We start from the raw sequence: 21,876 nt of genomic DNA, 5'->3' as shown, positions 1-21,876 counted from the left end.
TCATCAGCGTGTCAATGAGAATTTGACGCTCAATCCGAAGTCACGCGTAGATGTGGGGTAACTATTACTGCTTAACAGTGGCGTGTTGCTCTGAAAGTCATAGTAGAAGCTCATTGTCAGCATGCGAGAAAACGTATAATCCGCCGTGAAGTTTAATCTAAACGCGGAGTTTCCGCTACTCGCATTGCTGGTCACGGTGGCAATATCGCGCGTCAGCGAAGCCTGCTTACGATAGCTGAAATCAAGGTTGAGATTCAAATTATGGTTTACCCCCCCGTGCGTTTTCTCCGTCGTAGGCTGCTGCATATCGGCATTTGCATTCTTCTTATGGCCTTTTGTCTTACGACGGACACCGAGACCAAAGAGATTAAAATCATTCAATCGGTAACCCAACCCGATAACCCAGTCTTTACTCCGAGCCTCGTTCATCTGGACACTCGTCATACTGAGATTCAAGCTTCGCACCATACGGTATTCCAACTTGGCCGTCATACCACTCTTAAAAGTCATGTCAACCCCCAAGAGTGGAGAAAAAGCATCATTAATGCTCACCATTGAAACATTAAACATGCTTGAGGGAATGGGGTTCCCGGTTGTGGCATCATTGATAAACCCAAGCCCGTTCATATATTCCTGATAGCTACTGAACGAAGAATAAGCCCCGACAGTATAGATGCTCTTGTAAGAATGATTGACGTTAAAGCTGCGAAACACATCTCGGAACCATGACAGCTTCACCAATCCACTGTAACGTACAGACCAGTTGGGCAGCAATTTAAGCAATGAAGGGAAAATATCAAGGCTGTTTCCTCCCATATTCGTATAGGCTGAAAGGAAAGCCGGCACCATCACATCGGCACTATACCGTTCAACTGTACCGTTTGCAGCATTAAACGGCCGACCGGCCAAACTTGTTCCTGCAGGGTATGTAGCGTCACGGTACTGACTCTCCACGCGTTGTCGGAAAGCATCAAGCGAGTTGCAGAACCTTTCAAAGGTCTTACTACGATAGCCATTGCCTGCATTACCTATTCCTTCGAATGCACTTCCCAAGGAAATAGTTGTCATAGAGAAAGTCCCGCTTTGCGTCGTAGGCTTCCCGGCATACATATATTGTATGCTTCGGGCCTTGGTTGCAACACGGGTCGCATTCAAATCAACTTTGAAGTCACGGAAAGGCTCCAAGGTTGCCCGTAGTTGAATGTCTTCTGTCAAGGTAGTGGCCACAGGTGTCGCTATGGAGTCGTTCATCAACAGCCAATTTCTGCTGAGTGCCTTGTCAATATACGAGTCGTCAATCATGCCGAATGCGAAATCAAGTCCCGGAGAGAGTAATCCGCCACCGCGAGTCTGCCCGAATGCCTTTCCTATATTAGGCATGAAGCCTGGTAAGGTCATGGCATATTGATTACGATAACTGATATTGACGTTTCTCACCATCATCAGTATACGCGCCATGGTTTGTGCCGTTCGATACCAACCTTGTTTCTCCAATGGTGCTTTCAGATTGACCGTGACTTTTAGTTTTAGTGCAGAGTCAACCTTATTCATTATACGGATTCTGTTATCATCAATTTTCTTAAACCTTAATTTGAATTGATGACCGTCTTCCGTGCGGGCATTTACCACGATTCGTCGGCTTTGCTTAGCATGTTCAAGGATTATTGTCGTGTCGGAACGCAATATGATTTCCCGTTCAAATGCATCTTTGTTCTTAGGTAAAGCCTGCAAATTTCTGTCGTCAGACCGACGATTTTTTCTTGTAGGAGATTGTGAGGTAGATAATCCACTACGATTAAATCGCTCATTGGTTTTCCTCAAAAACGGAATATGATTGTAGAGCCTTTCCAGATTAAAACTGCCATTCAAATTCAAATTCCTATTGTTTGTTATCGTATTTCCAAGGCTGATATGGTTCTCGGTTTCCGTTCCTCTCACCCAAGTATAGTTTGCATTATACTGCGCATCGGTATTTATCCAATCAAAAACAGGGATTAAATTCAGCGGAAGCTGGTAAGAAAGTGTGAATGTCTGTTGATAATCAAGTGGCGTTCCCAGCTGTTTGATGCTCGTCCATACCGAATCTTTCCAAGCTTGATAACGGTCGGCATAAAGCAATTTATTTATAGGTGTGTAGGGTTCCTCTATTTGTGAGCGCGTTGCACTCTGAAAATTCATATGCAAATTGCGTGTCAAATCCCAACGAAGCATGAAATCACGATTCCACAAAAACTGTTCATTGAAAGTCACTGGAAGGCGATTAGCCTCAAGATTTTCCATATCCCGCTCCTGAAGTTCATAGTAACTACGAGTCATCTCCGTGTTGAAACCAACATTCTGTGGCAACCAATTGAAGCCAAACTTCCGAAAAATGTCCCACCATTTCGACTTGTTCCTGATGCCTTTGAATGGTTCCCATGCCCTATAGACTGGTGACCAATTATAGTTTATAGCACCTCGCCAGTTATCCTCATTTTCATAAACGGTGGTTTCACCACTCGTATGACTGTGAGAATGGCTGTAGGAAAACGAGAAATTGGCCGGGTCATAAGGCATAGGGTGCGTCTTTGTCTGAATACCTACCCTCATGTTTGAGAGTGACAGATTGGTATTGACCCGCTTTGTCACAACAATAGACTCAAGGCTATCACGCTCGTTCTTTGCAACCGATTGCAAAGCATCTTTCAATGTCATATCCGTATCTAAAGGATTGTAACGCGGTCGACTTGTTTCATGGCTGACCGAATAATATAAAGGTGCGGAAACCTTAGCCTTATCCGGAAAGAATTTGCCCAGTTCCAAGTTTGTTGTCACACTGTAGAGTGACTGACTTTCCTGCATACGGTCGGCAACCGTACTTTCAAGTCCACCAAAACCATCACTAACATATCTTCCCTGCACGTTCACTGTTCCAAGGTCTGACAATTGAACATTTAGATTTCCGTTGGCAGCCCAGCCTCCTTTATTATTATATTCCTTCAGACGCAACTCATTGACCCATACTTCACCGCTTTTTATGTCGGCAGAAAGGTTTCTCACACCAATGATCATCGTCTTTATTGCACCCAAAGAAGGATTGCCCATCACCGTAATCAGATTGGCCGGATGCGCTCTGTCATAGGCCGTAAACGCTTGTGTAAAGCTCGCATTCCCTTCAGCTTTGGCCATATTACGCTGCTTTTTCAAGTCGGTTAAAAGGCTTAATGGGATATCAACCATATTTTCCTGCGGCCAAACGGCGGCCCGGTCCGATGGCGAATAGAGGTTATATTTGCCCGCCGGAGTAAGTTTCAATGGTATCTGATACTCATAATAGTTATTCTTATAGTCTGAACCGAAGCGTATAAAAACCGCCAACTGGTTATCTGCCAGCTGTGTTGTATTCTGTTCCAATGCATTTGCATGTACGAACATCTGCAAACGTTTATACTGTCTTAAATCAACTGCAGTGTTTTTATACACAGCTTTGCTCTCGCCATGACTCAAGTGATGCACATTAAAGCTCAAAGCCTGTTCGTTACTTTCCACAAGCTGTGGCTGTGTCGGGTCTTGTTCCCTACTAATCCCCGGAGGCAAGACATAATTAACGGGACTTTTATCACCGTTTTCCTCTATACTAACCGAACTGACAGCCACTTTTCCCGAACCGACTCTGCTATCTAAGTTCTGTTCGTAGACACGCCAGTCACCACGCACGAGATCGAGGCTTCCAAAACGCAACACTATCGGGTGCCTAAATCCCGTAAGAAACATACGCATGAAGCGAATACTCGTAAAACCGGAGATTGAACCGACCCGCTTTTCATATTCACTGAGCGGAATACGAAACTGATACCACGTCACTTCCTCGGTCTTCCCATTGCGCAGTTTCACGCTTGCATCACGCTTGTCAACAATATGATTGCTGCCAACCACCATATCTTCGGGACGCAATGAAACATGGTATTGGTAATATTTCTCGTATTCATTAAGTGTATAGTCCTGATTGATATCCTCCACATCTGGCATTGTCTTGTATGATGTGTCGTAACGTTCATTACTTGACTCACTATCCGGCGAGTTACCTTGCGGATTATTGATATATTTATAACGCCGAAGAATATCGGCTCTCATCTGATCATAGTCAGAACCTCGGAAATAATGGTAATCATCATTTGCAGGATCTCGATAGATGGAATCCCACACCGCCGCACTCACTCTTCCCTGAACGGAAGTGAGGAAGCTCTGATAGGAGCGAAAAGCACGTTCTTCTTCATCATTGAGTCCATTGAAGCCCACATCTTGCAAAGCACGTGCATTCTTGGTAGTAGCAAAAGCATAGGTGACCGTGCTCGAAGTCGGTATCTTTCCCCATTGTGTTGTCGTATAACGCTGCGAACCATCTACAGACATACCACTTTCATAGAACTTCTTTCCGTCACGAAGCACGTCTTCAGACACTTCGCCAAAGTTCAGATAGAAGTCTCCTCCATACTCATGTGCATTGGGCTTCCGCTTGGAATAGATAAAAGGATCCAGCAACCAAAATTCAACATACTCAATGTTAGCCTGCTCAAAGTCATTGGTGTCAAGCTTTCTCATCAATCCTCCCCAATGTTTCACAGGATTAGAAAGCAAACCGTCACGATTAAGGTCGGGATTAAAGTTATAAGGGCCACGCTCATTAGGGTAATAAGCAAGATTAAGAATACTCAATGTTGAAGAAGAACCATTGTAATTATTCAAATCTTTCTTGGGAAAGAGCTCACGTGTTGCCACTTCACGCACATAATGGTTGGAAAGTTGTTCCAAGTCATTCTTCAAATGAGCAGGCGTAAGCGAACTACTGCGACGCGTAAACAGCGGATCTATATTATACCATGCTAACAAAGAACGATTGAAACCACTTGCCAATGTAGTCTTATCTCTGCTTTCCGGAAACATGGAAGGCACGCTGGATATGATCCATGACGTAGGTGTAGAGACATCAATCTTGCCGGTGGTGTTCTCGAAATCATCAAGATAAGAAGCATTATCTTGTGTTCCGGTGTTGCTTCCCGCAATAAGTTGGGCAAATTCGCCTGTAAAACTTATCTGTGAAGGCTGTGTCAAATGCAGGAAAGGCAACTTATCCAACATGTCCGTAAGCCATTGACTCTCTTTCTTCCAATTGATATTCAATCCCCAAAGCGTATTATTAAGTGGCTCAGATCCCATCTTAACCTTATTGGTGAGCGGCTGTTCCGACAAATGCTGCAGCGTTCCGCTCAATTGAAAGTTGCGCGAGAAGTCGTATTCCCAATTCATACCCAGCATCGTCTTGCGCTGCATGCCATAATCGTTGTTGCTTTCAAGCGACACATTGACTGCCGTTCCGGCATCAAGAATGCTCTGATTGAGTATAGTTACCTCGCCTGCGCTGTAATCCACACTGTAGTCTGTCCCCTCCGTCAGCCGCATACCACCTGCAGTTACGACCACTGAGCCTTGTGGAATGTTGTAGGCTCCAAGTGAAATAACGTTGGCTGAAGAACCTTTGAAGCGACCAACAAGATTAAACTTATCCTTTTCTGCAATTTGTCCGGCTATAGTTTTCGTGCTGTCATAGAGTTCTGTGAAAATATATTTACGGGCTACAGCCGCTGTTACCCCTTTATCGACAAGCGCACGATACAAATCGCGCCCGAAAGGTTCCGCTACAGGAAAGAACACCCTCCCGTTATTCACGGTATAGCCTTCCACATAGTCAAAATAGCCATTGCTGTTTGGGCGGTTGTTATTGTCAAGACGGTCTGCTCCGAGGAGTTTGATAATCGGCTGTTGCCTTACTTTCGGTTCCGGGATGTAGCTGAGATAAACTCCGGTCGTGTCACTCTGATACTTGACATCAAGACGAAACTTCTCTTTCTCTACTGTATCGCCGAGTCGATACACGTTCTTCATCATCAAGTTCCAGTTGCCTTGCGAGGGATTATTACTGGTGTTCTTCAACGATTTCACAAACAAAGCCTCTTTCACATCAGTGCGGTCGCCCGCAAACTCTCCCACTTGATAGGTTACCCCTCCATAAGTATATTCATAAGCCACAGCCACAACCTGATCTGTATTGATACTTGTGATGAGACTGACATAGCCCAAAGCCTGATTGACTGAATATTCGGAAGCATTCAACAGACGCGCACTCTCCAACTTCTCATAATCGGCACCACCTGTCAGTCCGGCACCATCAAGTATCGTCGAGGTTTGATTTATATCACGGGCCATTCCATAGGCTCCCGTCATTGCGGCGTACTCGGTGTTGGCGGCATTGGCAGGCACCACCATGCCCGATGTGCTCCAAAGATGTGTATTGCTCACCCTAACGTTCTCGCCAAGGTCTGTCAGTGCCACGATATTGCGCGTGTTGCTGGTCGTTCCAGTCTTGTTGGTCACCCAAACTTCCACACGATTGATGCGAATTCCCGTCGTAAGATTGGGCAATTGCCGCATGGTAGAGGCATAACGGTCGCGAAAATACTGTGAAAGGAAGAAGTGGCGATTCTCTTCGTAGTCGGTCGCCCTGAGATCAAAAGGCGTAAGCCGTACCCCACCCCGCCCGGAAACGCTTTTCGACGAGCTTTTCTTCTGTGATGCGACGAGTTGCATCTTGAGTTTGCCAAACTGCAAATCGGTTCTCAGGCCGAATAACGACGTGGCACCACTGATAAGTGACGAGTTTGAAGGAAAAGAAACATTGCCTGCCTCGACAAGCTTCACGATTTCGTCTTCCTTTCCTTCATACTTCAGCTTCAGGTTCTGTGCATCGAAGTCAAAGGTAGCATCGGTGTTGTAGTTCAAGTTCATGTTTACCTTGTCGCCGACCTTACCGTTGACATTGAGATTGATTTTTTCATCAAAGTTCATCGTTGTGGTGCGGCGCCGGTTGATGGTCAATGCCGGATTATCCACATTCTTCATTGTGGCCCCGAACTTCAATTCGGCCGTTCCCTGCGTTCGGATACGCACGCCGCCCGGCCCGAACAATTTCTCGGCAGGACCAAGTTCGAAGTGCATATCGCTGAAATCAAACTTCTCTTTGCCTTTGGTTTCGTAGATTTCCGTGTTCTTACTGCGGAAAAAAGCATGCTGCTGCTGCCGCCCGCTCCAGTCTAAATACTCCTTGGGCGACATCATGATGGGCGCAGTAAGATAGGTTCCGCCAAGCCGTTTGCCAAGAAAATAACTGTTGAGCGTGTCGTTATAGAACACTTGCCGGCGCAGATTGAGCGGCATTTGAAGGTCGAGCGTACTGCTGTCGAGGTCGTGCCACGTCACCGGCAACGTGCGTTGGACGCGCCAAAGCGGCTTTTTCGGCGACGAAACGGTGTCTTTTTCAGGCTTTCGAGGCTGTTCTTGCCCCCCCGAACGCCCTTGCGAACCGACGACTTCATGCTGATAAAAGGGCATACTAAAGGCATAGCTGATGACAAATGCCATCAGAAAGCCCAATAATGCGTATGCCTTTTTCCCACTCAATGAACGAAATTCGTGCTTATTTTAACTGCTTCAAAGCCTCTTTCACCACTTGCTCTACCGGCAAATTGGCTTGCTTCTCGAGAATGGCCACAACGACCTTGGCCGTCGGCGCAGGCGAAAAGCCAAGCATGGTCAATGCGGCCACGGCCTCATCTTTCACGGCATTGTTCACGATGGCGCCCACCTTTCCGCTGCCCACGTGCAACTCGTCGGCTATACCGGCCGCCATGATTTTGTCTTTCAGGTCAACGATGATGCGTTGCGCCGTTTTCAGCCCGATGCCTTTCACCGATTTGATCATCTTATCGTCGCCGTTGGCGATAGCATTGCAAAGTTCGGCCGGGCTCATCGACGAAAGCATCATGCGAGCCGTATTGGCTCCCACGCCCGAAACCGTGATAAGCAGCCGATAAAGCGCCCGTTCCTGCTTGCCGGCAAAGCCATAAAGCGTGAAACTATCGTCGCGTCCGCCCGTCATGATGGCCTCGTGCACATAGAGTTTCACCTCCTTTTTACCTTGAATGCCACTGTAAGTGGTCAGCGATATATTGAGTGCATAGCCCACACCTGCGGCTTCGACAACGGCCAAAGCCGGTGTAAGTTCGGTCAGTTCCCCTTTGATATATTCTATCATACTGTTCTGTTTCGTTCTTTAATCTTCTTTTTAATATAATTTCATAACGCATGTGAACACCGATTTATTGTGCGATGGCGATGTTAAGTAGACGCCCGTCATTCATCGCCACACTGCTTCGGGGCTGTAGGGACGCGCGGCCTGTACGTCCGTCCGAGATAGATTGAAAGCACATATACACGTTTGTTTGAGCAGACGCACGCGTCGTGCATCCCTGTATTCATTCAAGCGGTTCAGAATAGCAGTCACAGATTATCGTAAGCCGTAAAATTTTCTCCCGTATGCCCGCAAATTTTCTCCCGCAAGAAAATTTATTTCTTCCCGTATATAAATTTATTTTCTCCCGCAAAGAAATATTTTTTCTCCCGCAAAGAAATTTATTTTCATACGGGAGAAAATTTATTTCTTCCCGCAAAGAAATTTAACCTCTCTCGCAAGGGCGTTTATTTGGGTTCCCAATCTCAGCCATTTTACACGGCAATCTCAGCCATATTGAACGGCGAAATGGCTGAGATTACAAGACAAAACGGCTGGAATCAGGCTGCAAAAAGGCTCAGACGACCTCGCCGATGCCCGCTCCCGTTTAGTTAATATAGACTAAAAGGAACCGTCGCCATTCGTCTTTCAGCAAACTTTAGCTATCTTTACATACACAAAAAATAATGAGTAGCATCAATCATTCCAAACGGAAAGTCTTTTTATTTTAATATACCTCCAGCACTATGGCCCTTCGCAAGAACATTATTTTCGCATTGCTTTCGCTCTTTTTCATGCCCGCTGTTGCGCAAGTGAAACAGATAAAAAATCCCTACGGTTATCTTTACTGCCACATGAGCCGAAAAGGCGAATGGACGGCCTTTGCCTTGAGCAGAGACGGCATCAATTGGCACGACCTCAACAATGGCAATGAGGTTTATGATACGCGGCGTTTTTCGGAAATAGAGGGCGGAGCGCGTGATGCTTATATCAACCGAGCGGCCGATGGGAAAGGGTTTGTGATGGTAACTACTGATATGTGCAACCGAAAGAGCCGTCAGTGGCTGAACTATGGCATCAACTTGTTGCGCTCAAACGACCTTATTCACTGGTCGGCCGTTACGTTTGACTTCCGAAAGGGGCCCGAAATCTTCTGTGATAAGACTTCGCCCGACTTCTATAAAGACTATCGCAGCATACACAGAGTGTGGGCTCCGCAGGTTGTATGGGATAAAAACCACGTCTGGGAAGATGGGAAACGAGGCGGATATTTCATCTATTACTCGTTGCTGAATAAGAATGAAGACAAATACGACCGCGTATTCTACTCCTATGCCGACCGTTCTTTCACCCGCATCACCAAACCTAAACTGCTTTTCGATTGGGGTTATGCCACGATTGATGCCGATATTGTGTGGGTAGAGGCTGACAGAAAATGGCACATGATGATTAAAAAGGAAGGAGGCAAGCGGGGTATCTTCACTACGCAAGCCTCACATCTGACAGGACCTTGGCCTGCACCCGACGAAAACGACTATGTCAGCTTCGAAGGCAACAAGCAATGTGAGGGAGCATCAGCCTTCCGGATTGCAGGAGAAAAGGGATGGCGCGTTGGCTACGTGGAATATTCCTCCTCACCAACCAAATATCGCATCTGTCGAGCTGATGAAAAGCTGCAAAACTTCCATTCGCCGCAGGATATCAAAGGCGTTGCCGACCCGCAACATGGCTCTTTCCTTGCATTAACAAAGAAAGAATACGAGCGGTTGGAAAACTATTGGAACAACAAGAAGAACTGATTGAACACAGCACATAGATGCTTATACAATATATTATAGTCGGAGTCATTATATGCATTGCGGTTGCTTTTGTTGCCGTGAAAGCCTATCGGTCTGTGAAACAGAATATCAGATGTAAGGACTACAAGTGTGCGGGCTGTGCATTCTACGATAAATGCAAGAAAACGCAAAAAAGATAACGGCCTATTTCCGACTTCTATAATTGACGACCTGCTCGATATACTGCTCATGTTGCTCATCATGCATCTTGGCGAGCCTTTGTTTGATGACGAAGCCCATGAAAAGCCTGACAAGGCCGAAGAGAAGTGCCCCGCCGATAGCGAACAATATTGCCGCATAGCGCCCAAATGGGAGTTTGCTTACGGGAAACAGCGATGCAATGAAAATCGGAGTAACCACAAAGATGCCTAAAAGCGTCAGGTGACTTTTCTCGCTTCCCATGCTGTCGAGAACGGATTGTTTGTCGAACAAATAGGACAGCAGCGACTCCTTGGTCACACCGTAGTCTTTCATTTGCGGAAAGTCCGGCGCATCTCCCCACGTGTCGATTATTCTATAAACCATTTGCTGCAGGTCGTCAACCTTCCGTGCAGGCTCATTCAGTCTAAAACTCATCTTTCTCTATGGTCTGATTTCACTTCATATCAATAAAAAAGGAAAGCAGTGCTCTGATAAGCCGGGTTTTGTATCCGTCAAAAGAAACGGAGCCCTGTCATTTATCTAATCCGCAAGTCGCCCTGCGGCTTAAGCATTCTACCCTTCGCAGCGATTAAAGAAATCGTTCAGGCGGACAACCTTCTATCTGCGATATACATGAACTTGCAGCCTCCAGCAGACACGGCCCGACGATCACCCGCCGGCCGGTGGTCTCTTACACCACCTTCTCACCCTTACCATGAAGCGAATAACAGGATTATCCGGTCAAACGCTTGGCATGGCGGTTATTTTCTTCTGTCTGAACCTACTGTTGCCAATAGCTTCCATTTTCAGAAGTGGAGCGTCCTATGCTGCCCGGACTTTCCTCTCGCACGTTAAATCATGCCAGCGACAGTGCCTGAGCACTGCTTTCCGTGTGCAAAGATAGCAGAAAAAGCGTGGCTGACAAAACAATTGGGTGGTTTTTATCTTTCTATGGGCATATCAAAAGCAAGTTGAAAGATAAGTAGAGCCTATTTGGCGCTATGTGTTTTCGTCAATATAGTTTATGATTTCTTCCAAGTTATCGGGCTGGAACCATCGGGTTTTCAGGTCGCGTTTGAACCAAGTGAGTTGTTTCCGCATGTATTGCCGCGTGTTCGACTGTATCTGCCGAATGGTTTCTTCCAACGTGAGCAAGCCATCGAGATAAAGAAAGGTTTCTTTGTAGCCCACGGTGTTGAGGGCATTGCATTCACGATAGGGATAAACACGCTTGCATTCGTCAATCAGACCGTGGCCGAACATGGTCGTGACACGTGCGTTGATTCTTTCATAAAGTTCGCTTCGGTCTCTATTGAGTCCTATCTTCAGTATTTTGAACGGTCGTTCTTTGTTCTTCTGTGTGCGAAACGACGTATAGGTCTTTCCCGTCATGTAGCATATTTCAAGTGCATGTACCACGCGACGGGGGTTCTTTCGGTCTACAATATGATAGTGTTCGGGGTCTAAGACTTTGAGTTCTTCAACGAGACGGGGCAGTCCTTCTTCGGCTAACTTCCTTTTCAGCAGTTCGCGTGTCTCGGAGTCTACGGTCGGAATATCGTCGATTCCATTGCATACGGCATCAATATACATCATGCTTCCGCCTGTCAGCAGCAGGATATCGTGCCCTTGATGAAACAGTGTTTCGATGAGTTGCAACGCTTCCTCTTCATATTTTGCCGCACTGTAATCATCTTTTACCGTGCGGGTTCCTACAAAGTAGTGAGTGACCTCGCGTTGTTGTTCTTGGGTCGGAGCTGCAGTCCCAACGGGAATCTCAGCATAGATTTGTCGTGAATCGGCATTGATGATGGGCGAATTCACGTGCCGGGCCGCCTTGATGCAAAGTTCCGTCTTCCCTACCCCCGTAGGTCCAAGGACAACAACGAGCGTCTTCATTATCTGATGATGCCCCGTTGGGAAGCCTCAACAAAATCAATGATGTATTGGATTTCGGGCGTTACTTTAAGGTTTTTCTTGATTTCCTCGATACCTTCTTTCAGTATGCCTTTCGAGTAGAGTAATCTGTAGGCCTCATGAATGGTATCAATCAGTTCATTACTGAAGCCACGGCGGCGAAGTCCTACCAAGTTGACACCACAATACTTCGTTGGGTCTTTGCCGGCAATGATATATGGTGGAATATCCTGACTGAAACGGCAACCTCCTTGTATCATGACATAACCGCCAATTCGGCAAAACTGGTGGGTCAAAACAGCCGCACTGATTATGGCATTGTCGTCTATGTTGACCTCACCTGCAAATTTAGTTGAGTTTCCGATGATACAATTACTCCCCAACACGCAGTCGTGGGCTATGTGCATGTTCTCCATCAGAAGGTTGTTGTCGCCGATGAGGGTCGAACCTTTGGAAGCCGTGCCACGAGAAATCGTCACATTTTCACGGATACTGTTGTTATTTCCGATTTGACAAGTGGTGACTTCTCCCCTGAATTTCAAATCCTGCGGCTTTGTAGAGATGCTTGCACCGGGGAATATCTCGTTCCCGTTGCCGATGCGTGCACCGATATTGATGGTCACACTGTTTTGAAACACGTTGTCATTTCCGATAACCGTGTCACGATCGATATAGCAGAAAGGGCCGATGATATTGTTTTCACCAATTTTAGCCTCGGGATGAACAAAGGCAAGCGGGCTGATTTGATTCATATCTACCTGAATAGGATTATTTGTTTTTTACAATCTGTGCTGTGAATGTCGCTTCTGACACGACCTGATCACCGACAAACATATAGCCTTTCATGGAACTGATGCCATGACGCACTGGAGCCAACAACTCTACTCTGAACAAAAGCGTGTCACCGGGAACGACCTTTTGGCGGAACTTCACGTCATCTATCTTCAAGAAGTAGGTAGAATAGCGCTCCGGCTCTTCTAATTGGCCAAGAACCAAAAGGCCGCCACATTGTGCCATGGCCTCTATCTGAAGCACCCCCGGCATCACGGGTTCGTTGGGAAAGTGACCTTGAAAGAAAGGTTCGTTGGCCGTTACGTTCTTCACGCCTACTATGCTCGTCGGTCCCATTGCCGTTATCTTGTCAACCAGCTGCATGGGATAACGATGAGGGAGCAATTCACGAATGCGTTTGTTATCCATGATGGGCACTTCGTTGGGATCGTAAATCGGAGCCTGCACCTCGTGTTTACGAATTTCCTTTCTCATCAGTCTGGCAAACTTGTTGTTGATAGTGTGTCCCGGCCGGGTTGCGACAATCCTTCCCTTGATAGGCTTACCGATGAGGGCCATATCGCCGATGATGTCGAGCAATTTATGGCGCGTGCATTCGTTTTCCCACATCAAAGGCTTATGCTGAATGTATCCGATCTTCGTGGCATCCATGCGCGGCACCTTCAGCACATCGGCCAATTGATCCAATTGTTCTTGGCTCACCTCACGTTCATAGATGACGATAGCATTGTCAAGGTCTCCTCCTTTGATGAGGTTGGCCTCCAACAGTGGCATGATGTCGCGCACAAAGACAAATGTCCTTGCGGCCGCTATCTCCGTATCGAAGGTTGTCATGTCCTCAAGTGTGGCAAACTGACTGTTGATGAACTTGGAGTTGAACGAACACATGGCCGTGAGACTGAACTGATCGTCGGGGAGAATCGTGATGACCGACCCCGTGTTCTCGTCTTTCACCTCTATTTTATGCCGAATGATGTAATAATCTTTTGTCGCATTCTGCTCGACAAGACCTATTTCCTTGATTTTTTCTATATACATGGCGGCCGAACCGTCAAGGATGGGGAACTCTGGTCCATTGACTTGTATCAGACAGTTGTCTATGCCCGAGGCATAGAGTGCCGCCATTCCGTGTTCTATTGTCGAGACACGGACATCGCCTTTGGCAAGAACCGTTCCGCGTTGCGTGTCGACAACGTTCTCAGCCACGGCATCAATGATGGGCTGGTCTTCGATATCGATGCGTTGGATTTTATATCCTGTATTCTCAGGTGCAGGATTGAAGGTCACCGTGAGGTTCAGTCCCGTGTGCAATCCTTTCCCAAAGAGAGAGAAACTTCCTTTCAGTGTTGTCTGCTTTTTAGCTTCCATATCCTATGATCTTTGTTTCTTGATTTCTTCGATTTCTTTTTTAAGGGCATTCAGCTCCTTATACATTTCCGGCAAACGCTGGAACAGAGCCTGCGATTTGAAGTAAGGGAGCTTCTCCATTGGGGGAGTCCCGATCAGGGCCTGATTGCTTTTGAGACTTCCCGGAACCCCGCTTTGTGCACCAAGGAACACCTTATCGCCAATCTCGATATGGCCGGCAACGCCAACCTGACCGCCAAACATGCACCACTTGCCGATCTTTGTGCTTCCGGCAACGCCCACTTGGGCCGACATCACCGTGTTTTCGCCTACCTCTACATTGTGTCCTATCTGCACGAGATTGTCCAACTTCACGCCTTTATGGATTTTAGTGCTACCCATTGTCGAACGGTCTATGCAACTATTGGCCCCGATTTCCACGTTATCGCCAATCTCAACAGTCCCTATTTGCGGTATCTTGTCATATCCGTCGCCATTCGGTGCAAAGCCAAAACCATCGGCCCCAATCACGCTCCCTGCATGAATAGTCACGCAATTGCCTATCTTCACGCCCACATACAAGGTCACATTCGGATAGATGATGCAGTCGTTGCCCACCGTCACTTGCTCACTGATGACAACATTCGGATAAATCTGACAACCGTCGCCGATGACAACACCGTCGCCGATATAGGCAAACGGCCCGACATACACGTCCTTACCGAGCTTTGCCGAGGCCGAAATAAAAGCCAAACTGTCGATTCCTGTCTTCTTTTGACGCATACCATTCTCATACAATTGCAGGAGTTTTGCCACGCAATCACGTGCATTTGCCACCTTGATAATAGTTGTATGAACCGGCTTTTCGATAGTTATACTCTCGTCAACAAGCACGATTGTCGACTTTGTTTCATAAAGATAGTGAATATATTTAGGGTTGGCAAGGAATGAAATGGCACCGGCAACGCCTTCTTCTATCTTGGCAAAAGCGTTCACGGTTGCATTCTCATCGCCCTCGATATGTCCTTGAATAAGCCGGGCAATCTGCTTTGCTGTAAATTCCATATCTATGTCTTGTTCTGAAATATTTTGCAAATATAGCAAAATTAATCCATAACGGAGCAGATATGGCCAATATTTTGAAGTATCTGTAAAACTTTTCTCTGCATAAGGGTTCATTATTTAATATAAAGGTGTATCTTTTTGGAGACATATTTCATATTTTCTTCCCGAAAAACTTGCAAAGGGGGTGCAAGATTTTGTATCTTTGTAGAAGACAGGCTGCACTCGGCAATCCGAAAACAAGCTTTCATTGCACTCGCTTGCACTGTCTTTGTAAACGGATAACACTTAATCATCTTATCAAAATGGAAAATAACAACACGCAAAGGGTGGGAACGACCGCCCGAAACAACCGCACCATGAACCGAAAAGGTCCCTTCATTCGCTTCGACATCGCAATGCTCAACTCGCTTGACATGACACTCGTGCGTCAGAAATACGGCATCGAGGGCTGGGGAATCGTACTCTACATCATGAAATGTCTCTTGGAACGCCACACCGACTGCCGCGCTCCGCTTTCCATCGTGCCCGAAATCGCATACATCTGCCACAAGAGCAAACGTACCATTCTGCAGCTCATTCGCGACTTCCCCGCTTTGTTTGAGATCGAACCCGACGGACAAACTTTCACGAGCCCTTATCTTTTGCAATTATTTGTTAAATGTTCCGCGAAAAATGAAAAGTCAAATAGAAGTTTAAATAAATTAACAAATGAGACCATTGATAATCAACCTGTTAACGTTCCTAAGAACAATGAACAAGAACAAGAACAAAAAAAGACGACGAAAAGAGTAGAAAAAGTCGTCGACGACGCCGACGCTGGCAAGTTGATGGAAAGGGATACCGAGACCAAACCCTCTGATACCTCCCCCAACCCCTCCGAAGGAGGGGAGCAAAAACCGCATGCAAACTCGGTATTCCTCCAAATATCGCCACAAACGTTTCCTCGAATACAAGCACAAAAGCGGCTTGCACGCCCAATATTCCTCCAAATATCGTCACGAAGGAACCCTCGAATACAGGCATGCAAGCGGCTTGCACACTCAAAATCCCTCCATATAACACCACAAACGAGCCTTCGACTACGAGTGCAAAAGTGGCTTGCACGCTCGACGCCCCTCGCTGTATTCACGGCGAGGGCAGACACTATGCAACATTCGCCAGGCCCGCAAGCTCGGGCTCCCTCCCTTTGGGAGGGTCGGGGTAGGTATTGGGAGAGACTCGGGGTAAGTTTTTGGAGGGGCAGGCTAGGTTTCTTGGAGGACCGGGAGCGAGTGTCCCGGCTTGCAATATCAGCCTTTTTGCAACGTAATCCCAGCCATTCTGTGCGGTAATATAGCTGAGATTGCACGGTAAAATGGCAGAGATGGCATCGCAAGGTAAGAAAACGTGGGATTTATGCCCAATAATCCGGCACAAAATATTAACTTTGTAAGCTGAGAACAAGATACGAATGGAACAGCAAAGTATATTTCAACGCCCACTATGGGTTTCGCTTTTCGCACTCACGGCGGCCATTGCATGGGGCTGGGCCTATCCGCTGATCAAGCTGGGGTTTGCCGAATTCATGATAACGGCCGACATGACTGCCAGCAAGATGCTTTTTGCCGGCATTCGTTTCGGTCTGTCGGGCCTGATTATCCTTGCGATAGCCCGCCTGACGCGCAGGGATTTCAGCGTCAAGGCGGCCGGCAGCTGGTGGTATATCGCCCTTTTCTGCATGATGAACACCACGTTGCACTATGCCTTCTTCTACATCGGACTGTCGCACAGTCAAGGCTCTCGGGCGGCTATTCTCAACTCGATGAGCGTGTTCTCGGTAGTCATTCTGGCCTGTATCTTCTTCAAAAGCGACAAGATGACATGGCAGAAGCTCATGGGCGTGGGCATCGGCTTCGTGGGTATCCTCTGTTTGAACTTGGGAAATGCCGACAGCGGACGGTTCACATGGCTGGGTGACGGTATGATTATTCTGAATGCGCTCTGCGGAGCCACGGCCTCTCTGCTGACCCGTGGGCTGGGTAAGCGTGTCGATGTGTTTGTCGGGACGGGCTACAGTCTGGCCGTCGGCGGCGCACTGCTGATTATTCCGGCCTTGTTGTGGGGTGGCACGTTGCCCCGGACCACGCTACTGGGCATGCTCTACCTGCTGTTGCTGATAGCCATCAGCACGTTGGGCTTCACCCTCTACAACAAGCTCCTCACTTGCAATCCCGTGGGCAAAGTGGCCATTTATAATTCCCTGATTCCCATTGTGGGAGCTGTGACCTCATGTCTGTGTCTTCACGAACCCTTCTATTGGAAATATGCCATTGCAGGCCTGCTTGCCGCCGCCGGTATTTATATCATTGCTTCGCCTGCAAATGGAAAGAGAAGATAAAATAGACAAAGGAAGCGGAGATTCCGTTTCCAAAGCGTTAACATATAGATGAGTTATGAATTGCAAACTATTGATTGTAGGGGCTTTATTGTGTGATGTGATGGCAATGGAAGCCCAAACTGCGGACGTTGCAGACTCGCTTACAATGGAAAAGATGATGCACAGTCTGCCCGAAGTGATGATTAAAGGCTCTCGCCCCATTGTCAAGGCCGAGCGAGGAATGCTGTCCTACAACATGCCGCAGCTCTTGAAACAGCTTCCGGCCGACAATGCATACGAAGCACTGACGCGCATTCCCGGCATCAGTGATGCCGACGGAAGTCTTAAATTCTCAGGCAACGGAGTGACACTCATCATAAACGGACAGGCCACAACGCTGACACAGGAGCAATTGACCGACCGTTTGAAAGCATTGCCTGCCAAGGAAGTGGTCAAGGCAGAAGTGATGCTTTCGGCTCCTGCACGATATCATGTGCGTGGCATGGCCATTAACATCGTCACAAAAGCGCACGCCGGCGAGCGTCTGTTGTCGGGACAGATTGCCGGAAGCTGGCAGCAAAGCAGATACGGAATGGGATTTGGCAAAGGATATCTGAATATACAGCGCGGAAAGTTCGGCATGGATGTGCAGTATTCTTTCCGTGATGGCAGTTCGTATAGCGAAGTCTCCCATGAGGCCAATCACCCATTGGTCGGTAACCGCATTGCTTATTACGACAAGACATGGAACAAGTCGTTCGGTATTGCACACAACTATCGATTAGGTATGAACTATGCTTTTACCAAGAACCACAGGCTTGACCTTTCTTACACAGGGACATGGAGCAAGTACAATGCCAACAATCATACCACGGGAACGGGCGTCGCAGAACAACATTCTGACAGTCATACCTATATTCACAATGTGGACGCAGACTATTCACTGCCCTTCGGATTGCGGCTCAATGCTTCGTATACATATTATCGAATGCCCCAAGAACAGTTACTTGACGGAATGCTGCTCACGGGAGGAGGTCTTTCGGGCACAAGTCGTAATCTTGCTACCCACAGCCGGCAGACCATCCGTAAGTGGGCGTTTGCGGCCGACCAAAATCATTCTTTGAGCCATGGTTGGGGACTGTCGTATGGCCTCAAAGCGCAGTTTGCAACCAATAACAGCTTTCAGACTACACTCGACAAGCTGGGCAATGTGGTGCCGGGTGCATCGAGTAGTGTAGACATCTCCGAGCGGATATGGAACGTGTATGCAGGATTTAGTAAACAGCTTACCAAGCACTTGAGTCTTGAAGCCTCGCTTGCTGCCGAGCAATACCACTCTTTACAATGGAACGAATGGCATATTTATCCTTCGCTGAATGCGCTGTGGAACATCAATGACGACCATATTCTGAACCTGTCATTCAGTTCCAACACCGAGTTTCCCAGTTATTGGTCAACCATGAGCAGTATCTTCTATCCGTCTACTTACTCTGAGATATGGGGTAATCCCAACCTGAAGCCCTATTCCTACTATAATGTTAACCTCATGTGGCAATTCAAACGGCGCTACACGCTCATGGCCTTTGCCAGTTTGAAGCCGGATTATTCCGTTCAACTGCCCTACCAGACCACCGACCGTATGGCCGTCATCATGAAAGAAACCAATTTCGACTTCGACCGTACGTTCGGACTACAGGCCTCGGCCATGTTCACTATAGGCAAGTGGCTAAGCGGTAATGCGTTTATCGTTGGGCAATGCAAGCACGATAAGAGTAGCCATTTCTTCGACTTGCCGTTCGACCGCAAGAAATTCAGCGCTATACTCGGGAGCACTACTTCCATCAAACTATGCCATACACAAGACCTGCGCCTCATACTGAATCCTTTCTTTCAGACGAAAGCAATACAGGGGGTGTATGACATCAGTCCCGTATTCATGCTGAATGCCGACTTGCGCTGGGCTTCGGCCAATGACAAGTGGAACCTACGCATTAATGGCAGCAACATCTTTAACCATCAGTTTGACACGCGCTCCGTGCAGGGCAATCAGGACTACCGCATGAAAGTCGGACAACGATGGGCGTCGGGCACCATCACGATTATCTATAAATTCGGCGGTTACAAGGAGAAGAAGGTAAAAGGCGTTGATACTTCTCGAATGGGACACTGATAAGATTAGGCTCTTTCCTAAGAAATTCAAAAAAAGAAGCTTTATTGTTGTTCTCTTGGAATTTATTGTTACCTTTGTCCATTGATAAAACAAATCGTAATTCATATGGCAAAGAAAATAACAGAGAAAGTAACTTGGGTCGGCAAGATTGATTGGGAATTGGTGAGTTTCCATGGCGATGAACTCTCCACCTATCATGGCTCAAGCTACAATGCGTTTCTTATTCGTGACAAGAAAACCGTGTTGATGGACACGGTTTGGCAACCCTATGACAAGGAGTTTGTTGCCCGTTTGAAACGAGAGATTGATTTGAAGGAGATTGACTACATCGTGATGAATCACAATGAAATCGATCATAGTGGTGCACTTCCCGAACTGATGCGTGAGATTCCTGACACACCCATCTACTGCACGAAGAAAGGTGAGGCCATTCTTCGTGGGCACTATCATCAGGATTGGAACTATGTGACGGTTAAGACTGGCGATACACTTGAAATCGGCGAGTCGACATTGACTTTCATTGAGGCTCCCATGCTGCATTGGCCCGACACGATGTTCAGCTACCTTTCAGGCGATGAGATATTGTTCTCTAACGACGTCTTCGGTCAGCATTTTGCATCGGAGTCTCTCTACAATGACCTTGTGAAGCAGAACGACCTGCTGTGGGAGGCCGAGAAGTATTATGCCAACATCATCAATCTCTACAGTCCGATGGCCAATCGCAAGGTAAAGGAAGTCATCGGTATGAACCTTCCCATCAAGATGATTTGCCCGAGCCACGGCGTGATGTGGAAAGAGAACCCGATGCAGATTGTGGAGAAATATCTGGCATGGTCGAGCGACTACAAGGAAAATCAGATTACGATTGTCTACGATACGATGTGGCAGTCGACCCGCAAGATGGCCGAGGCCATCACCGACGGTATTCTGGCCGAAGATAACACCGTCACCGTGAAGCTCTTCAATGCAGCGAAAGAAGACAAGAACGATATTCTGACCGAGATGTTCCAGTCGAAAGCCGTGCTCGTGGGTTCGCCCACCATCAACTACGGCTATTCTTACGCCATTGCCGGCATTCTCGAGATGGCCCGCGGCCTGAAGTTCAAAGACAAGAAAGGAGCAGCTTTCGGCTCTTACGGGTGGAGCGGCGATGCACCGAAGCTCATCAGCACGCATTTGCAGGAAGCCGGCTTCGAACTTGTCAACGAAGGCTTCAAGACCCTTTGGGTGCCCGACGAAGACGCGCTCGCCGCTTGTCGGGAATATGGAAAAGCGTTTGCTATCGCAACGAAATAGATTATTAATATTAAACAAAAACGATTATGAAAAAGTATGTATGTGACGTTTGTGGGTATATCTATGACCCCGCAGTAGGAGATCCCGACGGTGGCATTGCCCCCGGTACGGCATTCGAAGACATTCCCGATGATTGGGTTTGCCCCACTTGCGGCGTAACCAAGGACGACTTCAGCGAAGTTGAAGAATAACGCCTCCCTTTCGCGGAAGCATCTTTTCGCGGAAAATAAGTGAGGACGTCCTCACACCTTGCACACAGCCCCGACCAGCAAAGGCCGGGGCTCTGTTATGTGAATTGCAGATTATGGCATTATTATTCCACATTCAACAACACCGTGTTATCCCCTCTCGCACATAAGTTGCTCGGAGTAGGCGCACATTACGCTCACCTACCCTGGGCTACAAAGGATATAACAGGGTTAAAAGTCCGTCACAATAGTATGCAACATGATGCACGGAAGTAGGATTCGTAATTTGTACGTTGTCAAACAAAAGTGCACAACTGGAACCTCAATTAAGTTTGGGATTTTAGTATGAATTATATTAATAAAAAAGTATATTTGCACAATGACAACAAAAAAGAATCTTTCAGCAGGTTCTCAGCAGAGAACATCAGAATCCTTGTTAAAGGATATCCGTTGTAACACGAAACGAATTTTCACTTCAGAACAAAAGGTTTTAATTGTGATGGAAGGAATCCGTGGCGAACATAGTATTGCCGAGCTCTGCCGTAAATATGGTATATCAGATAGCACTTACTACAAATGGAATAAGGAATTTATTGAGGCAGGCAAAGCTCGCCTTGATGGTGATACCATTCGTGAAGCAACAAGTGATGAGGTGAAGGAAC

14 protein-coding genes and 1 other RNA gene are annotated in these 21,876 nt (G+C 47.2%); 6 read left to right on the top strand and 9 right to left on the bottom strand.

What is annotated here, in order from left to right; genetic code table 11:
* Positions 1-3: 3 nt before the first annotated feature.
* Positions 4-7,455 carry a T9SS outer membrane translocon Sov/SprA gene (sov, locus tag H164_RS0110405; RefSeq protein WP_036887894.1) on the bottom strand — a complete coding sequence of 2,484 codons (7,452 nt, stop codon included), beginning with the start codon at positions 7,453-7,455 and terminating at the stop codon, positions 4-6.
* Positions 7,456-7,510: 55 nt separating this feature from the next.
* Positions 7,511-8,128 (bottom strand): Holliday junction branch migration protein RuvA, encoded by a 618-nt coding sequence (ruvA, locus tag H164_RS0110400; RefSeq protein ID WP_019968558.1) that lies wholly within the window; start codon positions 8,126-8,128, stop codon positions 7,511-7,513.
* A gap of 722 nt (positions 8,129-8,850) precedes the next feature.
* On the opposite strand from ruvA, the gene H164_RS0110395 reads away from it, so the two are divergent.
* Positions 8,851-9,903 (top strand): glycoside hydrolase family 43 protein, encoded by a 1,053-nt coding sequence (locus H164_RS0110395; protein WP_019968557.1) that lies wholly within the window; start codon positions 8,851-8,853, stop codon positions 9,901-9,903.
* A 183-nt stretch (positions 9,904-10,086) separates the two neighbouring features.
* Here H164_RS0110395 and H164_RS0110390 read toward each other — a convergent pair whose 3' ends face one another.
* From H164_RS0110390 to H164_RS15585, 7 genes are all read right to left on the bottom strand, one after another.
* Positions 10,087-10,518: a hypothetical protein gene (locus H164_RS0110390; protein ID WP_019968556.1), complete on the bottom strand. Its 432-nt coding sequence runs from the start codon at positions 10,516-10,518 to the stop codon at positions 10,087-10,089.
* 41 nt (positions 10,519-10,559) lie between these two features.
* Positions 10,560-10,968, bottom strand: an RNA gene (rnpB, locus tag H164_RS14925) — RNase P RNA component class A.
* 114 nt (positions 10,969-11,082) lie between these two features.
* The gene (gene miaA, locus H164_RS0110385; protein ID WP_019968555.1) at positions 11,083-11,982 is read right to left on the bottom strand and encodes a tRNA (adenosine(37)-N6)-dimethylallyltransferase MiaA; all 900 of its coding nucleotides are present in this window, start codon (positions 11,980-11,982) and stop codon (positions 11,083-11,085) included.
* Entirely contained in the window at positions 11,982-12,752 is a 771-nt protein-coding gene (gene lpxA / locus H164_RS0110380; protein WP_019968554.1) for an acyl-ACP--UDP-N-acetylglucosamine O-acyltransferase, read from the bottom strand. Before lpxA ends, miaA begins: the two co-directional genes overlap by 1 nt.
* A 16-nt stretch (positions 12,753-12,768) precedes the next feature.
* Positions 12,769-14,160, bottom strand: coding sequence for a bifunctional UDP-3-O-[3-hydroxymyristoyl] N-acetylglucosamine deacetylase/3-hydroxyacyl-ACP dehydratase (locus H164_RS0110375; protein ID WP_008563690.1), 1,392 nt, complete (start codon positions 14,158-14,160; stop codon positions 12,769-12,771).
* 3 nt (positions 14,161-14,163) lie between these two features.
* On the bottom strand, positions 14,164-15,204 hold the full coding sequence (gene lpxD, locus H164_RS0110370; RefSeq protein WP_025830263.1) for a UDP-3-O-(3-hydroxymyristoyl)glucosamine N-acyltransferase: 1,041 nt from the start codon (positions 15,202-15,204) through the stop codon (positions 14,164-14,166).
* A gap of 113 nt (positions 15,205-15,317) precedes the next feature.
* Entirely contained in the window at positions 15,318-15,851 is a 534-nt protein-coding gene (locus H164_RS15585; protein WP_154652149.1) for a hypothetical protein, read from the bottom strand.
* An 803-nt stretch (positions 15,852-16,654) separates the two neighbouring features.
* Between H164_RS15585 and H164_RS0110355 the strand changes: the two genes are divergently transcribed.
* The 5 genes from H164_RS0110355 to H164_RS15580 all read left to right on the top strand — a co-directional run.
* Positions 16,655-17,581, top strand: coding sequence for a DMT family transporter (locus H164_RS0110355; RefSeq protein WP_019968550.1), 927 nt, complete (start codon positions 16,655-16,657; stop codon positions 17,579-17,581).
* 55 nt (positions 17,582-17,636) lie between these two features.
* Positions 17,637-19,730, top strand: a complete 2,094-nt coding sequence (locus H164_RS0110350; protein ID WP_025830262.1) for an outer membrane beta-barrel protein — start codon at positions 17,637-17,639, stop codon at positions 19,728-19,730.
* Positions 19,731-19,835: 105 nt separating this feature from the next.
* Entirely contained in the window at positions 19,836-21,026 is a 1,191-nt protein-coding gene (locus H164_RS0110345) for an anaerobic nitric oxide reductase flavorubredoxin (RefSeq protein ID WP_019968548.1), read from the top strand.
* Between the two features lie 26 nt (positions 21,027-21,052).
* Entirely contained in the window at positions 21,053-21,217 is a 165-nt protein-coding gene (rd, locus tag H164_RS15195; RefSeq protein ID WP_008563683.1) for a rubredoxin, read from the top strand.
* Positions 21,218-21,593: 376 nt separating this feature from the next.
* On the top strand, positions 21,594-21,876 hold a 283-nt coding region (locus H164_RS15580), incomplete at its 3' end, for a transposase (protein WP_026356342.1).

Source organism: Segatella maculosa DSM 19339 = JCM 15638 (genome assembly GCF_000382385.1).
GTDB classification, from domain to species: domain Bacteria; phylum Bacteroidota; class Bacteroidia; order Bacteroidales; family Bacteroidaceae; genus Prevotella; species Prevotella maculosa.
Note: the sequence above shows the minus strand (reverse complement) of the source record. Positions and strands in the feature narration are given on the sequence as shown.